Annotated in this window: 22 protein-coding genes; 18 read left to right on the plus strand and 4 right to left on the minus strand. The window is 39.3% G+C overall.

Features of this window, described 5'->3' with window-relative positions; translation table 11 throughout:
- Positions 1-41 precede the first annotated feature (41 nt).
- A complete protein-coding gene (locus tag ACH30E_RS03825) occupies positions 42-383 on the minus strand; it encodes a winged helix-turn-helix transcriptional regulator (protein ID WP_490823701.1) in 342 nt (113 codons plus the stop codon).
- Between the two features lie 93 nt (positions 384-476).
- Here ACH30E_RS03825 and ACH30E_RS03830 point away from each other — a divergent pair, with 93 nt between their 5' ends.
- Entirely contained in the window at positions 477-863 is a 387-nt protein-coding gene (locus ACH30E_RS03830; protein ID WP_490823702.1) for a DoxX family protein, read from the plus strand.
- Between the two features lie 67 nt (positions 864-930).
- On the opposite strand, the gene katG is transcribed toward ACH30E_RS03830, so the two are convergent.
- A complete protein-coding gene (gene katG / locus ACH30E_RS03835; protein ID WP_490823703.1) occupies positions 931-3144 on the minus strand; it encodes a catalase/peroxidase HPI in 2214 nt (737 codons plus the stop codon).
- A gap of 168 nt (positions 3145-3312) precedes the next feature.
- Between katG and ACH30E_RS03840 the strand changes: the two genes are divergently transcribed.
- Complete coding sequence (locus tag ACH30E_RS03840; RefSeq protein ID WP_490823704.1) at positions 3313-4248, plus strand: hydrogen peroxide-inducible genes activator; 936 nt, start codon at positions 3313-3315, stop codon at positions 4246-4248.
- Positions 4249-4594: 346 nt separating this feature from the next.
- Here ACH30E_RS03840 and ACH30E_RS03845 read toward each other — a convergent pair whose 3' ends face one another.
- Together ACH30E_RS03845 and ACH30E_RS03850 are read right to left on the minus strand one after the other, a co-directional pair.
- On the minus strand, positions 4595-4927 hold the full coding sequence (locus ACH30E_RS03845) for a DUF4907 domain-containing protein (RefSeq protein ID WP_490823705.1): 333 nt from the start codon (positions 4925-4927) through the stop codon (positions 4595-4597).
- Positions 4902-5927, minus strand: coding sequence for a Kelch repeat-containing protein (locus ACH30E_RS03850; protein WP_490823706.1), 1026 nt, complete (start codon positions 5925-5927; stop codon positions 4902-4904). The genes ACH30E_RS03845 and ACH30E_RS03850 overlap by 26 nt, the downstream gene beginning before the upstream one ends.
- A gap of 275 nt (positions 5928-6202) precedes the next feature.
- On the opposite strand from ACH30E_RS03850, the gene ACH30E_RS03855 reads away from it, so the two are divergent.
- The 16 genes from ACH30E_RS03855 (at position 6203) to ACH30E_RS03930 (ending at position 22003) form a co-directional block, all read left to right on the plus strand.
- Positions 6203-7522, plus strand: coding sequence for a DUF4270 family protein (locus tag ACH30E_RS03855; RefSeq protein ID WP_490823707.1), 1320 nt, complete (start codon positions 6203-6205; stop codon positions 7520-7522).
- A complete protein-coding gene (gene bamG / locus ACH30E_RS03860) occupies positions 7506-8777 on the plus strand; it encodes a BamG family beta-barrel-assembly machinery protein (RefSeq protein WP_490823708.1) in 1272 nt (423 codons plus the stop codon). The genes ACH30E_RS03855 and bamG overlap by 17 nt, the downstream gene beginning before the upstream one ends.
- Positions 8778-8943: 166 nt before the next feature.
- Positions 8944-10074, plus strand: a complete 1131-nt coding sequence (locus ACH30E_RS03865; RefSeq protein WP_490823709.1) for a sensor histidine kinase — start codon at positions 8944-8946, stop codon at positions 10072-10074.
- Positions 10071-10775: a LytR/AlgR family response regulator transcription factor gene (locus tag ACH30E_RS03870; RefSeq protein ID WP_490823710.1), complete on the plus strand. Its 705-nt coding sequence runs from the start codon at positions 10071-10073 to the stop codon at positions 10773-10775. The genes ACH30E_RS03865 and ACH30E_RS03870 overlap by 4 nt, the downstream gene beginning before the upstream one ends.
- 118 nt (positions 10776-10893) lie before the next feature.
- On the plus strand, positions 10894-11256 hold the full coding sequence (locus ACH30E_RS03875; protein WP_490823711.1) for a LytR/AlgR family response regulator transcription factor: 363 nt from the start codon (positions 10894-10896) through the stop codon (positions 11254-11256).
- A 204-nt stretch (positions 11257-11460) separates the two neighbouring features.
- On the plus strand, positions 11461-12465 hold the full coding sequence (locus ACH30E_RS03880) for a sensor histidine kinase (RefSeq protein WP_490823712.1): 1005 nt from the start codon (positions 11461-11463) through the stop codon (positions 12463-12465).
- Positions 12462-13223, plus strand: a complete 762-nt coding sequence (locus ACH30E_RS03885; protein ID WP_490823713.1) for a LytR/AlgR family response regulator transcription factor — start codon at positions 12462-12464, stop codon at positions 13221-13223. Before ACH30E_RS03880 ends, ACH30E_RS03885 begins: the two co-directional genes overlap by 4 nt.
- Before the next feature lie 154 nt (positions 13224-13377).
- Positions 13378-13761, plus strand: a complete 384-nt coding sequence (locus tag ACH30E_RS03890; protein ID WP_490823714.1) for a DUF2147 domain-containing protein — start codon at positions 13378-13380, stop codon at positions 13759-13761.
- A 25-nt stretch (positions 13762-13786) separates the two neighbouring features.
- On the plus strand, positions 13787-15115 hold the full coding sequence (locus ACH30E_RS03895; protein WP_490823715.1) for a TolC family protein: 1329 nt from the start codon (positions 13787-13789) through the stop codon (positions 15113-15115).
- Positions 15112-16212, plus strand: a complete 1101-nt coding sequence (locus ACH30E_RS03900) for an efflux RND transporter periplasmic adaptor subunit (protein WP_490823716.1) — start codon at positions 15112-15114, stop codon at positions 16210-16212. The genes ACH30E_RS03895 and ACH30E_RS03900 overlap by 4 nt, the downstream gene beginning before the upstream one ends.
- A 3-nt stretch (positions 16213-16215) precedes the next feature.
- Positions 16216-16905, plus strand: coding sequence for an acyloxyacyl hydrolase (locus ACH30E_RS03905; protein WP_490823717.1), 690 nt, complete (start codon positions 16216-16218; stop codon positions 16903-16905).
- Between the two features lie 5 nt (positions 16906-16910).
- Complete coding sequence (locus ACH30E_RS03910; protein WP_490823718.1) at positions 16911-17966, plus strand: DUF3179 domain-containing (seleno)protein; 1056 nt, start codon at positions 16911-16913, stop codon at positions 17964-17966.
- Between the two features lie 4 nt (positions 17967-17970).
- On the plus strand, positions 17971-19215 hold the full coding sequence (locus ACH30E_RS03915; RefSeq protein WP_490823719.1) for an ABC transporter permease: 1245 nt from the start codon (positions 17971-17973) through the stop codon (positions 19213-19215).
- Positions 19216-19231: 16 nt separating this feature from the next.
- Positions 19232-19909, plus strand: a complete 678-nt coding sequence (locus ACH30E_RS03920) for an ABC transporter ATP-binding protein (protein WP_490823720.1) — start codon at positions 19232-19234, stop codon at positions 19907-19909.
- Positions 19906-21141 carry a hypothetical protein gene (locus tag ACH30E_RS03925; protein WP_490823721.1) on the plus strand — a complete coding sequence of 412 codons (1236 nt, stop codon included), beginning with the start codon at positions 19906-19908 and terminating at the stop codon, positions 21139-21141. Before ACH30E_RS03920 ends, ACH30E_RS03925 begins: the two co-directional genes overlap by 4 nt.
- The gene (locus ACH30E_RS03930) at positions 21131-22003 is read left to right on the plus strand and encodes a DUF6268 family outer membrane beta-barrel protein (protein ID WP_490823722.1); all 873 of its coding nucleotides are present in this window, start codon (positions 21131-21133) and stop codon (positions 22001-22003) included. The genes ACH30E_RS03925 and ACH30E_RS03930 overlap by 11 nt, the downstream gene beginning before the upstream one ends.
- The last annotated feature ends 48 nt before the right edge of the window (positions 22004-22051 follow it).

Below are 22051 nucleotides of genomic sequence, written 5' to 3' on the forward strand. Positions count from 1 at the left end.
TGTTGTGTATAAAAAATTTTCTAATATGATAGATTTGACTGTTAACCAGCTTTTTTAATGATCTTTTCCCGGTGTAGTTCCCCCCATTTATTCATGGTATACAACACTTCTTTTAAAGTTTCACTGTAAGGGGTGGCTGCATATTCAACCGTTATTGGTCGGGTATTACAAACTGTTCTGGAAACAAGCCCATTGATTTCAAGCTCCTGAAGTTCCTTCGATAATATTCTTGGGCTGATGCCAATTTCCCTTGAAAGCTCACGAAACCTTTTTTTGTTATCCATCAGTATGCTCAAAAGAACCAGTTTCCATTTTCCTCCTACAATGTCTAATGTATCCTGGATGGCCAAACGAGCTTTTTTGCATGATTCATTTGTATGCATGGTATTCTTTTTGTAATCGGTATACTATATGTAACTAGTAACAAAAGTATATCAATCTGTTTGAATTTTGCTCCTGAAATAAAATTTAGGAGTATGTCAAAAAAAATTCAGCAAAGAGCAGGTTGGGTAATCGCCATAATCATTGCCCTCTTATTGGCTTTTAGTGCTTTCTTAAAACTGAGTCAAAACGAAATGGCTATTACACAGGCAAAGTTTATGGGTATCAGTCCGGCCCAATACCAATTAATTGGTGTGGTTGAACTGGTGTCGTTAATCTTATACTTAGTTCCCCGAACAGGTATAGTAGGTAGTTTATTATTAATTGCCTACATGGGCGGAGCAATTGCTACCCATTTACAACACCAGCAATCCATACTGGTTCCTGTTATAATTGAATCATTGGTTTGGGTATCGGCCGCACTGCGTTACCCGGAATTGGTAAGCAGGTTGTTTGCAACAAAGCAGGCGCATATCAAATAGTACCTGAAAAAAATAACCCCCTTACAAAGAAAGTAAGGGGGTTATATCCATATTGATGGTGTATTAATTAAGCCAGATCAAAACGATCCAGGTTCATCACTTTATTCCAGGCAGCAACAAAATCTTTTACGAATTTTTCTTTGCTGTCGGCGCAAGCATAAACTTCTGCAATAGCGCGAAGTTCTGAGTTCGAACCAAAGATCAGATCGGCACGGGTAGCTGTCCACTTAACAGCCCCTGTTTTGCGATCGCGGCCTTCGAATTCCTGCTGATGGCTATCAGCGGTTGCTGACCATGTTGTGCTAAAATCAAGCAGGTTCACGAAGAAATCATTGGTTAGCACACCAGGTTTGCTGGTGAATACACCATGTTTCGAGTTATTATAATTGGTACCCAGTACACGCATACCACCTAACAGCACAGTAAGTTCAGGTGCAGTAAGGGTAAGTAATTGCGCTTTATCGATCAGCAGTGCTTCAGCGGTTGCCATTTGTTTTGGTTTCAGGTAGTTGCGGAAACCATCGGCCTGAGGCTCAAGAATAGCAAATGATTCAACATCTGTTTGATCTTGTGATGCATCTGCACGACCAGGTGTAAATGGAACAGTGATTGTATGACCAGCATCCTTCGCAGCTTTCTCAATTGCAGCAGCGCCACCCAGCACAATTAAATCGGCCAGGGACACTTGTTTGTTGCCACCGGTAGCATTGAAGCTAGACTGGATAGCAGTAAGGGCGTCTAGTACTTTTGATAATTGTTGTGGGTTATTGGCTTCCCAGAATTTCTGAGGTGCAAGGCGAATACGTGCACCATTTGCTCCGCCACGTTTATCTGATCCACGGAAAGTGGAGGCAGATGCCCATGCTGTAGATACCAGTTCGCTAACGGATAATCCGGATGAAAGTATCTGTGATTTTAATGCAGCAATATCTGCTTCATTAATCAGTTCATGTGTTACGGCTGGAATCGGATCCATCCAGATCAGTTCTTCTGCTGGTACTTCTTTACCGAGGTAACGAGCGCGTGGGCCCATATCTCTGTGTGTAAGTTTAAACCATGCACGGGCAAAAGCATCTGCAAACTGATCGGGGTTTTCATAAAACCTTCTGGAGATTTTTTCATAAGCCGGATCAAAACGCATAGATAAATCGGTAGTCAGCATAAATGGAGCATGACGTTTGCTTGCATCGTGTGCATCAGGCACTAAGCCTGCACCCGCACCATTTTTTGGTTGCCACTGATGGGCGCCTGCCGGACTCTTGGTTAATTCCCATTCGTATCCAAACAGGTTTTCAAAATAGTTATTGCTCCATTGCGTAGGTGTGGTGGTCCATGCACCTTCGAGTCCACTGGTAATGGTATCAACACCTTTACCAGAACCGAAGCTGTTGGTCCAGCCCATACCTTGTTCTTCAATACCCGCAGCTGCAGGTTCTTTACCCACATATTTACCCGGATCAGCAGCACCATGGGTTTTACCGAATGTATGTCCGCCAGCAATCAAAGCCACTGTTTCTTCATCATTCATGGCCATACGACCAAATGTTTCACGGATGGCTTTTGCTGCGAGGATTGGATCCGGATTACGATCCGGTCCTTCGGGGTTTACATATATCAACCCCATTTCAGTAGCACCTAATGGAGATTCCAGGCTTTCGGGATTTCTGTGGCTTGCCACGAATTCGTTTTCACTGCCCCAGTATACATCTTCATCTGGTTCCCAAACATCTGCGCGACCGCCGCCAAAACCAAATGTTTTGAAGCCCATTGATTCAAGTGCCACATTACCTGCCAGAATCATCAGGTCTGCCCAGGAAATTTTCTTACCATACTTCTGTTTGATGGGCCATAAGAGTAAACGAGCTTTATCGAGGTTGGTATTATCGGGCCAGCTATTGAGTGGTGCAAAACGTTGCATACCTGCTCCGGCACCACCACGTCCATCATAAGTACGGTAAGTACCTGCACTATGCCATGCCATACGGATAAAGAAAGGGCCATAATGACCATAATCAGCCGGCCACCATTCCTGCGAATCGGTCATGAGAGCGGTAAGGTCTTTTTTGATAGCATCCAGGTCCAGCGACTGAAACTCTTTAGCATAATCAAAATCCGGATCCATGGGATCAGAGAGCTCAGAATGCTGACGCAGGATGTTGAGGTTTAGTTGGTTAGGCCACCAGTCGCGGTTACGTGTACCGCCACCTGCTGCCTGTTTAAGACTGCCGTTGTGAAAGGGACATTTACTGATGTCGCCACTGGCATTTGGGTTATTTTCCATGTTGATGATTTTTATAGGTTGACAAGATGTTAAAGTACAAAAGCTGACGATCAAATTCTATGACAATAATCATTTAATAAAACCATCACATTTGTCCGGAAGGCAAGATTACATCGAAATGTTTAATAGTTCAAATTGATTATTTTTATACTAAAATAGATTTTATCTATGACGTTAACACAATTGGAATATATGATTGCGGTAGATACATACCGGCATTTTGCTATTGCTGCAGAAAACTGCTTTGTAACTCAGCCCACGCTCAGTATGCAGCTACAGAAACTGGAAGATGAACTTGGGGTGAAAATTTTTGATCGAACCAAGCAGCCTGTCATACCTACTGAAATAGGTGTTCGCATTATTGCACAGGCGCGGGTGGTATTGCGTGAGTCTGGCCTGATACGTCAACTGATTACCGATGAAAAGGATATGCTGACGGGAGAATTGCGTATTGGTATTATTCCTACACTGGCACCTTACCTGCTTCCTTCACTTTTTAAACAGGTTAGGGAAAAGTATCCGCAATTGGAACTGGTAATTAAAGAAACCATTACTGAAGAAGTGGTGCATGAACTAAAAAACAACAGGCTTGATTGTGGTTTGGTAGTAACCCCGTTGAAAGATGCTTCTATCAGAGAAGATATTTTATTTTATGAAGAACTCTTTGTGTATGTATCCCGCAAAAATGCACTGTACGATAAAAAATATGTGCTGGCAGACGATATAGATCCTAACCAACTCTGGTTATTGGAAGAAGGTCATTGTTTTCGTTCACAGGTATTGAACCTCTGTGAACTGCGCAAAAGTGGCGATACCCATTTTAAATATGCAACAGGTAATATTGAAACCCTGAAAAGAATGGTCGATAAAAGTAATGGCCTAACCATTCTACCCGAACTGGCAGTAATGGAATTCAATAAAAACCAGATGAAACTGGTAAAGCGACTGAAAGACCCGAGTCCTGCCCGCGAAGTAAGTCTTGTAACACACCGCGATCACATTAAGAACAAACTGATCCAGACCCTGCGGGAAGAAATACTGCAAATGATTCCTAAAACCATGCAACAACTGAAAAACAAAAAAGTGGTTGATATAGATGATTAATAAATAACAGCCATTTCTGTCCTGGGAAAATTGGCTTCAAGCTTCAAGCCGCAAGCTACAAGCCTTGATGGGTGCATATTATAGACTTTCTGCTTTTAATGGAATTAAAGGGGGCTTGCCAATTTAAAAATTCAAAGTCAGTTGCTTAAAGAAATATTTGGTTGCCGTAAATGCACTATCTGCTATTACTAGAACACAGATCTTCATGATTTTCAAGATATATCATGATAAATCCTGAAAATCATGAAGATCCGTGTTCCATCATACACGACACCTACAGCTTGTGGTCAAATTTCCCTGGACAACAATGAATAACAGCCACGGATTTTTATCGGGGGCTGTTATTTTAATATTGAACGCCCATACTATCCAGTTCATGTACACTAATTATGGGTAGTGAATGCGCTTTCATTTTTTGTATCACCAGTTTTGCCGTTGCTTCGGCATCCCTGCTGGTTTGAAAATATTTGTATCCTTCTACTGCCGGAATCTGCTCCTGCTGAATAAAGACCGTATCATTTTGAACAATCCTGTATCCCCAACCCGCATTCATCTTAAACAACTCATAATTTGTGCCCGACTGCTGCTGTAAAAAAAAGCGATATACAAAAAAGCTTACAGCAAACATAAAGAATGCATAAACCCAATATGATTTAATCGTTTGAGTTATACGTAACATCTGGCTGCAGTTCATCTAGGTTATCAAAATAGTAGGAATTGTTTCTGCCACAGGCTATAAATCCGCGGCCTTTTACAGCGAATCCGAGTGCACCACTTCTTTCTGCACGTTCATAGCTTGTTTTACGCGTCCAAACATCGCTGGCGAAATCATACTCCCAGGTTTTGCTTATATAAGAACCATTTTCACCTGTTGTTAAATATCCTTTGTTATTGAGTACAAATCCAGCTGCGTTGTAACGGATGATGTCTGAATAATCATCATCATAAGTATCATCACTGACATTGGAGATTTTTCTTAGTTCTTGCCAACTGGCTGCAGCAGGGTCGTACACCCAAAACTCATTGATAGATGCACCGTTGTTTAAACCTCCTACTATGTAGGCTTTATTATTATATACCCATACAACAGAACCAGAACGTTTGGTTCCGCCAAGACTGATCAACTGTGTCCAAACACCAGCATTATTGGTTCCACCTGTAGGCACAAATTCCCAGAAATCTTTGGTATAGCCACCATCAAACCCGGTTGTTATATAACCTTTGTCGTTAATGCCAAAACCTACTGCATCGTAACGTGCGGTGCCTGCAAAGTCGGCTTTCTGCGTCCAGCTATTGGTGGTTGGGTCGTATTCCCAGTTGTCTTTCAAACGATTTACCCCATCATAACCTGTTGCAATATATCCTTTGGTGCCAATGGTAAAACCAACAGCAGAGTTCCTGGCTTTACCTCCAAACTGTGCACGCTGAACCCAAAAATTCTTCACCGGATCATAGGCCCAGAAATCGGTATAGCGATTGGTACCATCGAAGCCGGTACCAATATAGGCGGTATCGCCAATAACAAATGAAACAGCTTCTGTTCTGGCATTACCCTCAAAATCGGAACGCTTAATCCAGTTGCCACTTTCTTCATCGCTGCTGTCGCTGCTTTTGGTGCAGGATGCAATTAATAATAAAACACTAAGAGGTAAAAGAAGGGAGTATTTCAGTTGCTTCATGAAAAAAATTTTGCTGAAATTATCTGCCCAAGGCATCGCCAAATCGTTAAAATGGATTTAGGATTCTTTTTTATAGATGAATGCCCTTATTTATTCGGCGTATGAAAAATGCCTTACTCTTAACATCATTACATAAGATAATTGCCAAAGAATCTGTTTGCAGAAAGAAAAAACCAACTCGCCGTATTTGTATTGAGTGCGGTCTATACTAACAATTTTGTAACAGCGCCGGCTGCTAACATTGTACCTGTTTAAATCCTAATAGTACCAGGTACATGTTTCGAAATTTATTTACAAGCTGTTTTTTGTTCCTGCTGTTGTCGGTGGTGTCATGTACCAAAGTTGATATAAAGTTTGGTGACCAATACCTTGATAACGGTAACACACAAATTGTATTGAGCGACACATTTGATGTATCGCTCTCAAATATTCAGGTAGATTCATTCGCCGCATCAGGATCGGGTATTGCTTTTATCGGCGGTTATAACGATCCCGAATTTGGGAAAATCAGGTCATCTACTTATTTAGAACTGGCTTTGCCATCCTATAGCGACATATACCGCGAAGCATCTTACGATTCTGTTGAACTCATTATAACACCTAACCAATATTATTATGGTGATACGAGTATTCCTTTAAATATTTCTGTGCACCAACTTTCTGAACCAATTACCGCATACAATGAAAGTGCTGTAATCTACAATACCCAAAGGTTTTCAGTATTTACCAATGCGCTCGGACAAACATCTGCAATGGTACGACCACTACGGGCAGATACCATTTCAATAAGATTGAGCGACCAGTTTGGTAATGCAATATTCAGCAAACTCCAGGATCCTGCCGATCCTGAAATTAATACGGTTGATGGCTTTCTTCAATACATGAAAGGATTTCGCATCAGTACTTCCAGTGCGCATTTGATGGCAGGATTTAAAGATAGCGTAAAGATGCGCATACACTACTCAAAACCTGGCCTCTATAAACAAGAGTTGTTTACTGATTTTGTTTTGAATAATACCAGCCATCAGTTCAATGCTATTTCTACAGACAGAACGGGCACTCCATTGCAATTATTAAATAGCCTTAACAATGAAATGCTGAGTACACAAACTAATCACCAGTCTTATGTACAATACCTATCTGGTGTAATGACTAAAATCAGGTTTCCTACCATTCGCGAAATTTTAAAAGTGCCCAACTTTGTAAAAATTTTACAAGCAAAACTTATTCTTCGACCTGTACATGGAACTTATCAGGGGTATTTTAATTTACCTCCGACATTAAGTTTGGCACAAACAAATGCATTGAATCAAATAGGCGCTGATATTACGATCAGAAATAGTTCCGGAGAAGCAGTTTCACAAACAGGAGATCTGCAGATTGATTACCTGTATGGAAAGTCTACCCAATATAGCTATGATGTTACGGAGTATATACAAACAGTCTTGGAAACTGCCACAATCAATAGAGATGGTTTGCTTGCATTGCCCCCTTCTCCTTCATTTATCAATGCATTTAACAGGGTGATACTTGGCGATAGACAACATGGGCAGAATAAAATTGAACTACAGATTTACTATGCAACAGTTAAATAAATTGCTTTTTATAAAATCCTTTTTAGGTATTTCCTGCTGCTTGTGCATGGGGAGTCTTTTGGCACAAAACAACACATCTCCTTATTCTATTTTAGGTATCGGTGACCTGGAAAAAAGCAGCTTTGATCGTACAACAGGCATGGGGCATGCCGGACTGGCATTGCCATCGTATGTATACCTGAATAATAGTAATCCTGCATCATACAGCTTCCTTGCTGATCGGTTTTTTCACTTTGAATTGTCTACCAGGTTTCGAGCAGTTGGTTATTCTGGGGATGCTATAATTGATGGTACCAATGCACAATCAAGTGATATGCAATTTAAAAAAGCAGCATTGGCCATCAAGTTGAAACCAAAATGGGGGATGAGTTTCGGATTAATGCCAGTGAGTAGTTCCAACTACTCATTTAATGGGAATAAAAATATCCAGGGAAGCAATCTTTTTGCCAGCACTTATTATGAAGGCACCGGAAGTATAAATAAAGTTTACTTCGCCAATGCCTTCAAAGTTGGGAAAAATTTGTCGGTCGGTGCGGAACTTTCATATTTATTCGGACAAAAAAACGAAGAAGAAGAAGTGTTAAGTGATGTGTCGGCATCACTTATAACCAAAAGGAATATTTTTATGAGTGGCCCTTCTTTTAAATTAGGGATGCAATGGCAAAAGAAACTGGGTAGAGATTTACAACTTTCAACCGGCGCAACATTTGCCGGTAAAACAAATATGAATGCCGTATACAGTCTTGAGGTAACAGAAGGATCAACGCCAATTTCAAAGAATGAAGAAGACGTCCCCAATTATTTTACCATACCGGTAACTTATGCAGGGGGATTGGCACTTACCTATAAAAAAGCGTACACACTTGCATTCGATTATGCTGAACAGCCCTGGAACAGTTTACAGTATAAAGGCTTTGGTTATTCATTGAATAACAGCAATCGTTATTCATTAGGATTCGAATACGCCCCCAAAAAACAATTTAGGGATATTGAATATGATGCATACCAATTGCAGGCTGGTTTGTATCGCCAGCAAACCTATCTAACCTATAAAGGACATCAACTTACTGAATATGGAGTAACAGTAGGTTTTGGCAAGCAATTAAACAGAAGTGGGTTAGGACTAAACGGTAGTATTGAACTGGGCAGCAGGGGGAGTGTGAATAATGGATTAATTAAAGAGAAGTTTACATCATTCAGTCTAACTATTTCATACCGCGATTTTTGGAATACACTGGGCAGAAGATATGATTAGCCTGATGGCTTAAAGAAACTTGGTTGTATCGCAACCAGGATTAGTATTGAATAAGGTTTGAGGGGGAGTAGTCTTGCTCCCCCAATTTTTTGCTTATTCGTCGGCAAAAACGCCCCATTCAACTTTATTAACAGCTTGTTAAGCAGAAAAGTATACAATTTGCGGCATGAATTTTTCTTTTCGAAGAAATACCACCTGTCGTAATGTAATACTACATATCGCTGTTTGGGCAGGTATTTTTTCCCTTATTTTCTTTCTGGAAAGTGTTAGTATAAGACCTAATATACTAGGACAGGATAAAATGGTGCTTACTACTTTCCGGGCAGTGAGCGTGCTGGTATTGGCCATTGTTTTTTACATCAATGTGTATTATCTGCTGCCTCGTACGAAAACAGCCAGACAATGGGTGCTTTTTGTGGTATTGCAAATAGTATTGTTATGCCTTTATGTGAATGGCGTTGATTATGCATTTTCCAGCTTAACAGATAATATACTTATACGCCCTCTCAGACCTCCCCCAATGGAATTTCCAGGCTTTAATAAAATGCCGGGGGGGGTGCAAACGAAATTTTTTATCAGGAGAGGAATGCCCTTTAACTGGATAACCATTTTTCCTTTTGCGCTGGCTGTTACAGCAAGTCTGGCATTTTACTATATTCTGGAAAGCTTTAAACTTGATAAACAAAAAAAGGAACTCAAACTAATCTCCCTTGCTTCAGAGTTACAATTTTTAAAATCGCAGGTAAGTCCCCACTTCCTTTTTAATGTACTCAATTCATTGACATTTCTTGCCAGGAAAAAATCGGAAATCCTGGAGCCTGCTTTAATTAAACTGTCTTCTTTATTGCGGTATATGTTGTATGAAACAGATGTAAATGGCACTTCACTCGATAAAGAAATTAGTTACCTGACAGATTATATCGAACTACAACAACTCAGGTATCAGGAATTGAATGTAAAAAGTAATTTCCAGAATAACAATGAACAGGCTGTAATTGCTCCAATGTTATTGATACCTTTTGTAGAGAACGCTTTTAAACATACTGCAGCCCAGGAGATAACCGACGCATTCATAGAGATAAACCTGTATGTGCATGAGAATCAACTGCATTTTTCGGTGATTAATAGCTGTAGTGTTACTAAACCAGAACAGGCAGATAAAGCTTCCGGTATTGGATTGACAAATGTAGCTAAGCGACTTGAAATACTATATCCTGACAGTCATCATCTTACGATTCAAAAAAGAGATAATCTGTTTATTGTGTCACTGGAAATAAAATTGGAAACTTTAATATGAAATTGAATTGTATAGCAGTAGATGATGAAAAGTATGCGCTTGAGCTATTGGTAGACAATATCAATCGGGTGCCCTACCTTAACCTGGTTGCCAGTTGTAAGAATGCAAAAGAAGCAGCAGAGGCCCTTCGTAATAATTCTGTGCAACTGATTTTTATTGATATACAAATGCCTGGCATGAGTGGTTTGCAGTTTATTGAATCAATGCCGGTAAAGCCCCTGGTAATATTCATCACCGCATTTGATAATTATGCCCTGAAAGCATTTAGTGTAGATGCAATTGACTATCTGGTAAAACCGGTTTCATTCGAACGCTTTCTTCAAGCCACTAATAAGGCATTATCTTTTTCAAGTTATCATATTCAACCTACTATTGCAGAGCCAGAATTTATATTCATTAATGTTGAATATAATTTGGTGAAGTTGGTGTTAAGTGATGTACTTTATATGGAAGGGGTGAAAGATTATATTAAAATTCATTTTACTGATCCCAGAAAAAACCTGCTAACGCGAAATACCATGAAGGGTATTTTAGAGATACTTCCTGTTTCTCAGTTTGTTCGTATCCACCGTTCTTATATTGTAGCACTTAAATCAATAAGTGTAATAAAGAAAGATACAATTCTGTTAACTGATCAACAGACAGCTTTACCGGTAAGCGATAGTCATAGGGCATATTTATCTGCTATTTTGAGCAAATAATTCAATTCCTAATCATCTGTTAAAGCGATACACTGGTCTACAAAAAAACATCGTTCATCGCATTTTGCATTTACCCGTACAGCGTTTGTATAGTTTTGATTGGTCATAACAGGTAACTATGGAAATGCAAATATTAGAAACAAGTATACAAACACCTGTCGCAGATTTTTTATTCATTAAGTCGGAATATAAACGGATAAGAATTTCGCTGAATGATATCCTGTTTATATCGGGGTTGCGGGATTATACACAGATTCACCTGCGCGGTAAAACATCGCCCCTTATTACTTTGCTGAACCTTAAATATTTTGAAGAACGATTACCGGTTAATCAATTCATCAGGGTGCATCGTTCATATATCGTATCCGTTGCTCAGATTGATGTTGTGGGTAGGAAAGAGATACAGATCGGCGGTCAGAATTTGCCCATTGGTATTACTTTTCAACCGGCACTGGAAGAGTTGATAGACCGGTATTCTTAATCCCCCGTTCGTTTTTTATAGGTAAAGAACCAGTACAAGGCTGGTTCTTTTTGTTTTGTTTATATAGTCTACTATAGTTGTAAAAGACCGCTATAGAATTTTAAAAACGGTATGTATACTAAAGACTGCCTGTTTTAACTGTTAAAATGCCTGTTTCAGGGTCTAAACTGTCGGAGACCTTATCTTTCTTTTTAACTTTACCGGGTGAAAAAACAAAACTGGATAGTCGGTCTGGTGATATCCTTAGGTATATCCCTGATTGCTTTATCTCCCAGACTTATCCGGATGGAAAGCCTGGACACTGGCTTTATTACGATAGGTATCTTTTATAATTTTTTCTTTTGTTTTACCTGCTGGATATCTTACCAGTATCTTTTTAATTATACCAAATGGTTGAAAACGGAACGGCTCAGGTTTTTTATTGCAGCTACAGTTATTATCAGTATCGGGTTATACTCGTTTATCTACGATTATCTTTTTTCATTTTTTTCCGACCATATTTTGCAGTTTCCGGAAGTAATCGGTAATAAAAGACCGTATCTGTTGCTGTTGCGCGGGATGTTAATCAGCGGCCTTTATTTTTTTATTTCCTATTATCTCTATGTATGGGCTGAAAAGCAAAAAAACAGCCTGGAAATCGAAAAACTCAAACAGGCGCAGCTGGCAGCAAATCTTTCTTCTTTAAAAGAACAACTAAGCCCTCATTTTCTCTTTAATACATTAAATACATTAAGTTCACTTACAAAAGAACAACCGGTTAAAGATTTTGTAGCTGAACTGGCAAGTGTATACCGTTATGTTTTACAATACAGGGATATTGATAAAGCAACACTTCAGCAGGAAATTGCATTTATCGGATCATACCTCTATATTATAAAAGCAAGACTCGAAGAAGCGATACAGGTAGAACTAAATATTGATGATTCTGTGCTATCAACTGCTATTCCACCCTTAACACTGCAATTACTTATTGAAAATGCTATTAAACATAATGTTGCTTCTACCAACAGACAATTAAAAATCAGCATTAGGAATGAAAAACAGGAATACCTGGTCGTAACAAATAATATTCAGCCAAAATCATCAGTGCCTTTTTCAACAGGCATCGGATTGAGTAATGTAATGCAGCGTTACCATCTTTTGTTTTCAAAAGAAATTATTATCGAAAAATCTGATTTATTTTTTACGGTAAAACTTCCTATTGTATGACTCGTATACTGATTATAGAGGATGAAGCAAGAGCTGCCAGAGAGCTGGCATCTATGCTTACTGCAGTAGATCCAGATGCTGAAATCCTTACCATACTCGATTCTGTTGAACTGTCGGTTCAGTGGCTGAACAGTAATCATCATCCCGATTTAATTTTTTCAGATATACAGCTTGCAGATGGTCTTTGTTTCGATATTTATAATAAGGTTCAGGTACAAAGTCCTGTTATTTTCTGTACTGCATTTGATGAATACCTGATGAATGCTTTTGATATGCATACGGTTAGTTATCTGCTGAAACCCATCACAAAACAAAAACTGGAAAAAGCACTGGATAAATTTTATGCACTCAGATCTGTTTTTAATAAACAACAGGATACAGGGTTTAATGTGCTGCTCGAACAGTTGCGCAATCAATATAAAACAGCATTGCTGGTACATGAAAAAGATAAGATTATCCCTTTACAGGTAAAAGATATAGCATTCATTTATCTTGATAAATCATTGCTGTCTGTTACTACTTCTGCCAATAAAAAGTATTATCTCTCCTCAAGCCTGGATGAATTGGAAAAATCACTAGATCCGTCTTCATTCTATCGGGCAAACAGGCAGTTCCTGATTAACAGAACCTCTGTTGCTAATGCCGAAAGATTTTTTGCGCGTAAACTGGTGGTAAGATTAACGGTACAAACACCAGAAACAGTTGTGATCAGCAAGGCTAAAGCATCTGAATTCCTCCAGTGGTTGTCTGGAATCTGAACAGTATGCCTGTTGTTGAAAATGTCTCCGGCAGCTTTATTCGGAAATACCTATAATAGCTTCGCCCGCATCAACCCCCGATTTGCCCGCTTCACTGCATATTCTCTTTCTTCACACAGCGGTCTGCCTCAATTTTGGGTATAAATTGAACGACATGAAACATCTGATTAACTTAAGCTGCCTGGTACTGCTTCTCCTTTTAACGGGATTTATACAGGAAGGCAAAGCACAGACAGCAAATGCTGATACACTGTTGGGTAAATGGACCAATGAAGACAGAACTCGTATCATCGAGTTTGTAAAAAATGGCAATGCGTATGAAGCTATTATCAGGCAGGCCCCCGATCAAGACCTGATAGGACAAAAACAAATCACAAAGCTTTTGTTTAACAATGGACTCTATAAAGGAGAAGTATATCTACCAAAACGCGGTAAAAATCTACCCTGCACTTTGCGTATTACCAGCACCGGTAATCTTGAACTAGCGGCCAAAGCAGGGTTTGTAAGCAGAAGCCAGGTATGGTCGAGAGTGAGATGAAATGTTCTAAAAAAAAGCAAAAGAAATGTCCGCACTGAAGAAGCTTAAATTTTGGATATGCCTGGCCTTGCTTTTGATCTCACAAACACTGGCTTATACACAATTACATTTTGCTTCACTGGAAAATGTATGGCAGTATGCAGATCAGCACGCAGTACAGATCAGGTTAGCAAGGGCAGGGAAAATTACATCCGGTATTTCAGTTCAGCAATCTTATGGAGCACTCCTGCCAACAGTGCAGGCCAATGGTGGGTTTACAGACAATGTAAATATCCAGCCTACACTGATTCCCGCAAGCCTTTTTAATCCGGCTGCTCCCTCAAACAGTTATTCGGAAGCCAGCTTCGGGAAAAGGTACCTGTATAATGGAAGTCTTTCGGTGCAATGGAACCTGTTAAACCTGCAAGACTGGTTTAGTATAAAAGCGGCCAGGTTGAATGATGAAATTGAGGCTTTGAATATAATTAAAACAAAGCGTACTGTTTATGAGCAGCTTGCCAGTGCCTGGTATTCCTGCCAGTTGCTTGTTGAAGCAGAGAAACTTTTCAGGGAAAACCTGTCTTCTGCAAATTCAATTTATGAAATAGCTACTCAAAAATTGCGGGAAGGAGTAATCAACACATTAACCATAAATACAGCAGCCATTAACAGGGAAAGGGCCGCAAAAAATCTGGAAGAAGCATTAAATAACAAAGCAGTACAATTAAACAACTTGAAACTAATGCTCGGAATAACTGATACGATAACAATTGGTGATCAGATGAAAGCGCTGCTAATAATTGATACGGCATTAACCGGTGCAGATCCGGAAACAGCAATCGCACAAAAGAAAATGTTATTAGCTGAACAACAGTTAAAGATTGCCAAATCTTCGTTTGCGCCCACGCTGAGTGCCATTTATCAATATAATACACAAATAGCAGCAGATGATTTTCTAAAATTTAATAATAGTAACACCTTACCTCAGCAGTTATGGGGTTTAAGGTTATCTGTTCCCATCTTTTCCGGTAACCTGAAGAAGAACCAGCTTAAAAAGGCAGAGAACGACTTTGCATCCAGCAATGTAGTATATCAACAGGTGAAAAAGGAATCCCGGATTGAAAATGAAAATTTAAAACTATCCATGCAACAGTCACAGTTGTCATTGCAGCGGACAGAAAAGATGCTGGCGCTTTATAAGAACAATGATGAGCATGCCCACCAGCGATTGGAAGAAGGGATTATTTCTCTTGATGAGCGCTTGAAATATTATACCGATATGAATCAGGGAGAACAAGAGTACCTGCAACAACTTAGTGATCTTTTTATTCAACAATACCGGATTAAAATAAGGCAGATAACTAGTATACAATGAACAGAATTTTATTGGGAATTATTTTTCTCGGGGTGATATTTTCGGCCTGCAAGAAGAAAAAAGAAACATGGGTATCACCCGTAATGGCGCCTGTAACAGAAGCAGTATTCGCCTCTGGCTATATAGAGGCTGAAGATCAGTTTACACTACAGGCATCAGTAGATGGCTACATTACCACTTTGCCTGTAAAAGAAAATGACTGCGTAAAACTTAATCAGTTATTATTCCTGGTAGATAAAACCAATGCAGACATACAAGCTGCAATGGCAGATTCCTTACTTGGTATTATGCATGAACAGGCTTCCGAAAAATCATCCCTGATGCAGCAATTATACGAACAGGAGCAACTGGCCAAGAAGAAACTAGAAATTAATAAAACCCAGTTTGAGCGAATGGAGCGTTTGTATGTAACGGGTTCTGTAGCAAAAACAGATGTGGAGAATGCAAAATTATTGTATGAAGCCAGTGCCAGTGAAGTTAAAACCATCAGGCATACCATTGGCACAACCCAACAAAACCTAAGACAATCAATCGTGAGTGCTGAGGGAGAACAACAGATAGCAAGGCAGAATACAAATTATTACCAGGTTCGATCAATGGGAAATTATAGGGTTTATCGTCTTTTTAAAACCCGGGGGGAGTTGGTAAGAAAAGGAGATCCGCTGGCAATTCTTGGCGATCCGAAACGTAAAAAGCTTGTACTGAATGTAGATGAATCTAGTATAGATAAAATTAAAAGTGGTCAGAAAACACTGGTGGAGATGAATACAGCGAAAGGTAAAATATTCGAAGCAAAGGTTTCACATATATACCCGGTTTTTGATGAGTCGTCTCAGTCTTATAAAGTAGAAGTGCAATTCGATAATGGGGCACCGGAAGTAATCAATGGCACAATGGCTCAGGCCAATATTATTGTGGCACAAAAAGCAAATGTTATGCTGATACCCAGAAGTAGCCTTGGGCCTGATAATCTTGTAAGGATAAAAAAAAATAAAATAACGGATACGATACCTGTTACCACAGGAATTATATCCAATGAATGGGTGGAAATAGTGTCGGGTCTTGAACTCCATAATAAAATAACGCAACATTTTTAGTATATGTACAAAAAAGGAATCGTATTAATGCTGTTCTTATCGGCAATGGTATTTCAGTCTAAAGCACAATTTGCTTATGGCGATAAATGGTATAATAACCCATTAGGATTTAAACCACTTGAACTGCATACCGGAATGGGCTTTCTGGTTCCTGCTACTGCGGTAGGTGTAACTCTTCTTCTCACAAAAAAAGATACAGGCTTAAGGCATCGTTTAACTGTGTATAACGAAACCGGGTTATCATGGGGGTATAAATACCCGCAAACATTCATGCCACAGAATAATACCGGCATCAATTTTCAGTTGAGAAAATATATGTCTGTGGGTGTTGAATTCGGTGTATATACCCCGGGGGATGATTTTAATAAAACCACAGGTTTTGCAATCAGACCCTTCGCCCGGTTTTATCCGGTTAACAATCAAAAATGGCGGATGTATTTTGAATCAGGTGGTGGAATCATTTATATGTTGAATGAATTTCCTCAGCCTACAGATCAGGATTCGCGACTTGGTACAAAATGGAATGGCGTAACAAAATATGGAATAGGGACAGAACTGAATATCAATCCATCCTATGCATTAATGTTCGGGGCAAGACACCTGCATATTTCTAATGGCAATAAAAAGGGGGTAGAAAGAAACCCCTCACACGATAGTAATGGATTTTTTGTCGGGTTATCCTATAAATTATAATAAGCATGATTTTCCTGTTTTGTTTTCTTAGTATTCTGCTGGCAATTATTGCAGCCGCTTATCTGCAGATACCTACTTTCTTACTTTTTCTGGGATATGGCTGGTCTCACCAGTTTGAATGGAAAAGATGGTTGTTCAGGATCGGGGCAGTAATTTTTTTGGTACTGTTTTTATATGAACAACCACCATTATGGGCGATATTGCTTACACTATTGCCTTTTCTGTTCTTTCTTGGTTTATCGATGGTGAATGCAAACCCGAAAGTATTTATCGACTTATCAGAAGAAATGATTGTCAAAGAGAAATCATCTCCCTATTATATTTCCACAGAAGTAATAGGTTTTGTAAACGATCATAACCAGGCAATTTGTTATCCGGTTCAGGAAATGGTAATACCCAGGCATATTCTGAATGATGTCTGGTGTGAAACACCCCTTTTAATTTCCTACTGTGCTGCCTGTAAAAGTGCCATGGTGTTTTATCCTGTAGTAAATGGTATGCACCTCAGTTTTGAAGTAATCGGGGTTTACAGGAGAAATATGATCATGCGTGACCGTCAAACAGGAACCATCTGGCAACAGGGTACAGGTGAAGCTGTATATGGGAAATTAAAAGGTAAACAATTGAAATACCTGTCTTATCAGCAAACCAGTTTACTTGAATGGTCGAAACAATACCCCTTAACCATGGTTGCTAGGGAGGCCGAAAATGTGCCTAAGGGATTATTTTCAAAAGAATATCTGATGCGTTTGCTAAAAGTTACAGAGAAAATAATTGCTCCTGGTTATACAGATTTGGAAGGACTCCCGGAAAGGGCATTTGTTTGGGGTACAACGCTGCCACAAGGATCGAAAGCTTATCCTTTGACTGAACTGGAAAAGCGAAACAGCTTTAACGATTTTATAGCGGGGGTTCCTGTTAAAATCGAATATGTATTAGCTAGTAATACGATAAGAGGTTGGGAAACTTTTTCCGGGAAGCCGCTCAATTTTCAGCAACACTGGTGGTTTGGCTGGAAAGAATTTCATCCCGATACTGAGATATGGAAAGCAGATACCTGATATTATGAAGATAAATATAAATACCTCAATCGCTTTTACCTATCTGATAAGCAGGCGTAAACAGACAATAGTAGCTGCACTCGGGGTAACTTTTGGTATCAGCATGTTCATCTTTATGAATTCATTGATTACCGGTAGTAATGAATGGTCGGAAAAAATAATGCTGGGTAGTACACCACACCTTAGACTATACCGCGATTATCAGATGAATGATCATCGAATGCTGAACAGGTTTATAGGTGACCGAACGGTTAATCTCATCAGTAACCCTCAGCCGGTAAATACTACCAACAAAATTATTAACCCGGATGGTGTAGTAAATATGCTCACACAATATAAAGAGGTAATGTCGGTGAGTAAACAGGTAAACAGTAGTGTTATTTATTCGCACGGCAATATCACCGAAAACGGAACTGTGTTTGGTGTGAATATTTTAGAACAAGACAAAATGTTCGATATATCATCAACCATGATATCCGGCAGTACAGCGGCATTAGCCGCCAACCAGAATGGTATCATACTTGGTATCGGCCTGGCTGAAAAACTCAACGTACAGAAAGGCGATTATGTGATCATTACTGTTGGACAAAATGCTTTTAAAAGACTGGAAGTGGTGGGTATTTTTAAAACCACTATTAAAGGGGTAGATAATACCAAAAGTTATGTAGCTATTCCGATAGTGCAGCAGTTGCTGCACCAGGACAGGAATTTTATCACAGATATCTACATTCATACGAATGATTACAATCAAACTGCTAATCTTTCTGCCAGTATAAAAAAGCAGAGCGGTTATGCAGTGGAAACATGGCAAAACAGTAACGAACAATCACTGGCCGGAAAGAAAATACGAGACATAATTGCCAATGCAGTAGTAATTACGATATTAATAGTGGCAGGCTTTGGTATTTACAATATCCTGAATATGGTTATTTATGAAAAAATCAAGGAGATCGCCATTCTCAAAGCAACAGGCTTTCAAGGAAAACATGTAATACAAATATTTATTAGTCAGGCATTATTTATAGGGATAATAGGGGTTTGTGCAGGGTTATTAGCCGGCTGGTTACTGTCTTATTCAGTCTCGAAAATGTATATCGGATTAGGCAACCTCACCTATCTGCCCATCAGTTTTCATGCAAAACATTATGTACAGGGAGCAATTTTTGGAATGATAACGGCATTTCTTGCAGGTTATATACCTGCTGTACGTGCGGCGAAGGTAGACCCTGTTGCCATCATAAGAGGATAAAATAAATCAGGTATTTATGGAACTAGCCTTAAAAGCATCCGCAATCGATAAATATTTCTTTGTTCCCGAAAAATTCCAGGCACTAAAACAGGTAAGCTTTGAAGTGGAAAAGGGAACATTTGTTTCAATTACAGGTAAATCTGGTTGCGGCAAATCAACCCTGCTTTATATTCTTTCAACAATGGATACAAAATATGAAGGAGAACTTCAACTGAATGGAATAAATGTTACAGGCCTGGATCAGAATAAACTTGCAGCATTTAGAAACGAATACCTGGGATTTGTGTTTCAGTTTCATTACCTGTTACCAGATTTCAGTTGCCTCAGAAATGTGATGATTCCTGCTTTACGATTAGGTAAAATAAACAAGCAGGAAATAGAACACCGGGCGTATGAAAAATTAAAACTGCTTGGAGTTGGAGACCAGGCATTAAAGGATGCATCAAAAATTTCCGGTGGACAACAACAGCGTGTAGCAATTGCGAGGGCACTGATAAATGAACCTGCCATTATTATGGGAGATGAGCCTACTGGTAACCTTGACAGTAAGAATGCCGGTATCGTGTTTGATATGTTCCGAAGACTGACCACTGAACACAATAAAACCATCATAACTGTTACGCACGACAATGATTTTGCTAAAAGGAGCGACAGGATTATTGAAATGCTGGACGGACAAATTATCAGATCATGAAATACCGGATATGCATCCTGTTTTTTTTGCTTGGAACGCTTACCGTTTATTCGCAGGTAACAAGGGTAATGCCGTACAATGGTAATGATATTACCATGATGGCATGGAACAACCGGATGCAGGAACATTTTTCATTTCCGGGTATGCAGGTTTTTATCATTATAGGTGATAGTGCAAAAACACTCAAAGAAATTTTTGACGCAGATGAAATACATAGATACCCTGCAAAAGATATGAACTCGTATAGTTGTTTCTATTTCCTGAAAAAAGATGCGTTTTTAAATAACGAACCTTTGGCTCCTTTTTTAACGCAACTGATTGGGTTTTTTTATGAACAGGATCTTATCGACAGAAACAGGGTTCATTTGGTATGGCAGAACGATAAACTGGCAGATACTTTGCTGCACAAAACAGCTACAATTGATTCATTGGTTAGTAGCGAAACAATAATAAAACCCATCCTCACAGCGCAAATGGTATGGTTATCAGTTAGAGATAAGCAAACAAAAAAACAGTACACAATTCCCAGGGTGCAGGATATGGAAGAGAAAACAAAAGAAGAAAACAGAAGGGAAATACTGGAATCATATAAACATAGAAAAGGGGACCTGTTTTTTGCTTTAACTATTGGCAGACATCAGATAGACAAGCAATACAAAACAGCTACGGATACCGTTACCATGGTTGATTTTACTAAACTTAAGACACTATGGGGTATACAAATAGGGTATTATTTCGCTAAACACTTTCATGGAGCATTCGATATAGGTATCATGTATTCAGGTAAGCAAAAAAGAATCAACAATATCGACTGGGGAAGCGGGGGTGGTGTTACCGTAAGAGGTTCTGGACAGGCGGGTGCAATGATTCGCTATGGCATAACAGTCGGGTGGTTGCCAATTCAGAAAGAACGGTTTAGCGTTTTTTTGAACCTGTCCGCAGGCAGGTTAACAGCCATTGCAGGAGGTGGTACTGCCACACGTACCATCGGTGGTGGAGGTGGCGGAAACACAACCAATATTATCCAGAAAAAAGAATACACGCATTATATCCGACCAACAACTGGTATCGAGTATAAGTTAAGCAGGTTATTTTATCTCACTTCACAGCTTCAGTTTATGATAGCTGGTCTGAAACAACCACTTGGCTCAGTGACTGCTTTTACAGGATGGTCGGTAAATATTGGGCTGGGATTTTCTGTTGCCACTAAAAAAAATAAAAATGAAGATTAGTATTTTAGTGTTTTTATTACTACCCTGTTTTGCGGTTGCACAGGAAAGAGATTTGCTGACAGTTCAGCAAAGCCGTTCAAAACTTGATTACAATGATACAAGCGCAAGTGTTCAGTCGTTTGACTTACGTTTAAGATTGCCATTGTGGGCAAATAGTAAACATACACTGATGGCTACAATGGGATATAAGCAATTGCAGTTAAATCATTTTCCGGATCTGTTTACAAAAAATCTTTACGGTATTACAGCACAATCAATTTGGTTGTACAAAAGATCTGCAAAAAAGAGCCTGGCAGTAATGGCGCAGATAGGATTATTTTCTGATATGACAGATATCAGTGCAAAAGATACCCGTTTTACATTTGCAGTGCGATATCGCATAAAACACAGGGAAAATTTAAGTACAGGATGGGGGCTTGCCTATTCCCGCCAGTTTTTCGGACATCAAATCATTCCGTTTATAGATATCGATTATCATCCAAATGATAAATGGACAATTTCCGGACAGTTTCCTGTAAGACCAAAAATCCTCTATCATGCTGATAAGCGTATAAGCCTGGGACTTGAAATTGCAGGGGAGGCTTCCAGCTATCGTTTATCAGCAGCACAAAAAAACAATCAGTTTATACAGGCGCAACAATGGACAGGTTTATTTTTAATGGAATATCGCTTAAGCCGTGCATGGCATATCCGAATTGGAGCAGGTAAGAACCTGAAACAATCATACAGGGTTTATAACGACACACAGGAGACTCCGTGGACCATCATCACCATACCCGTTGGTAAAAGAGCCGAACCTGTAAGAAGAATAGATGATAAGGGATTAAATATGCAGTTAGGAATATCGTTTAATCCTTTTTAATAAAAAATAAACAGTCAAATGGTGTAATGAATAATACCGGTTAAAAGG

Source organism: Sediminibacterium sp. FW305-C-61 (assembly GCF_058231065.1).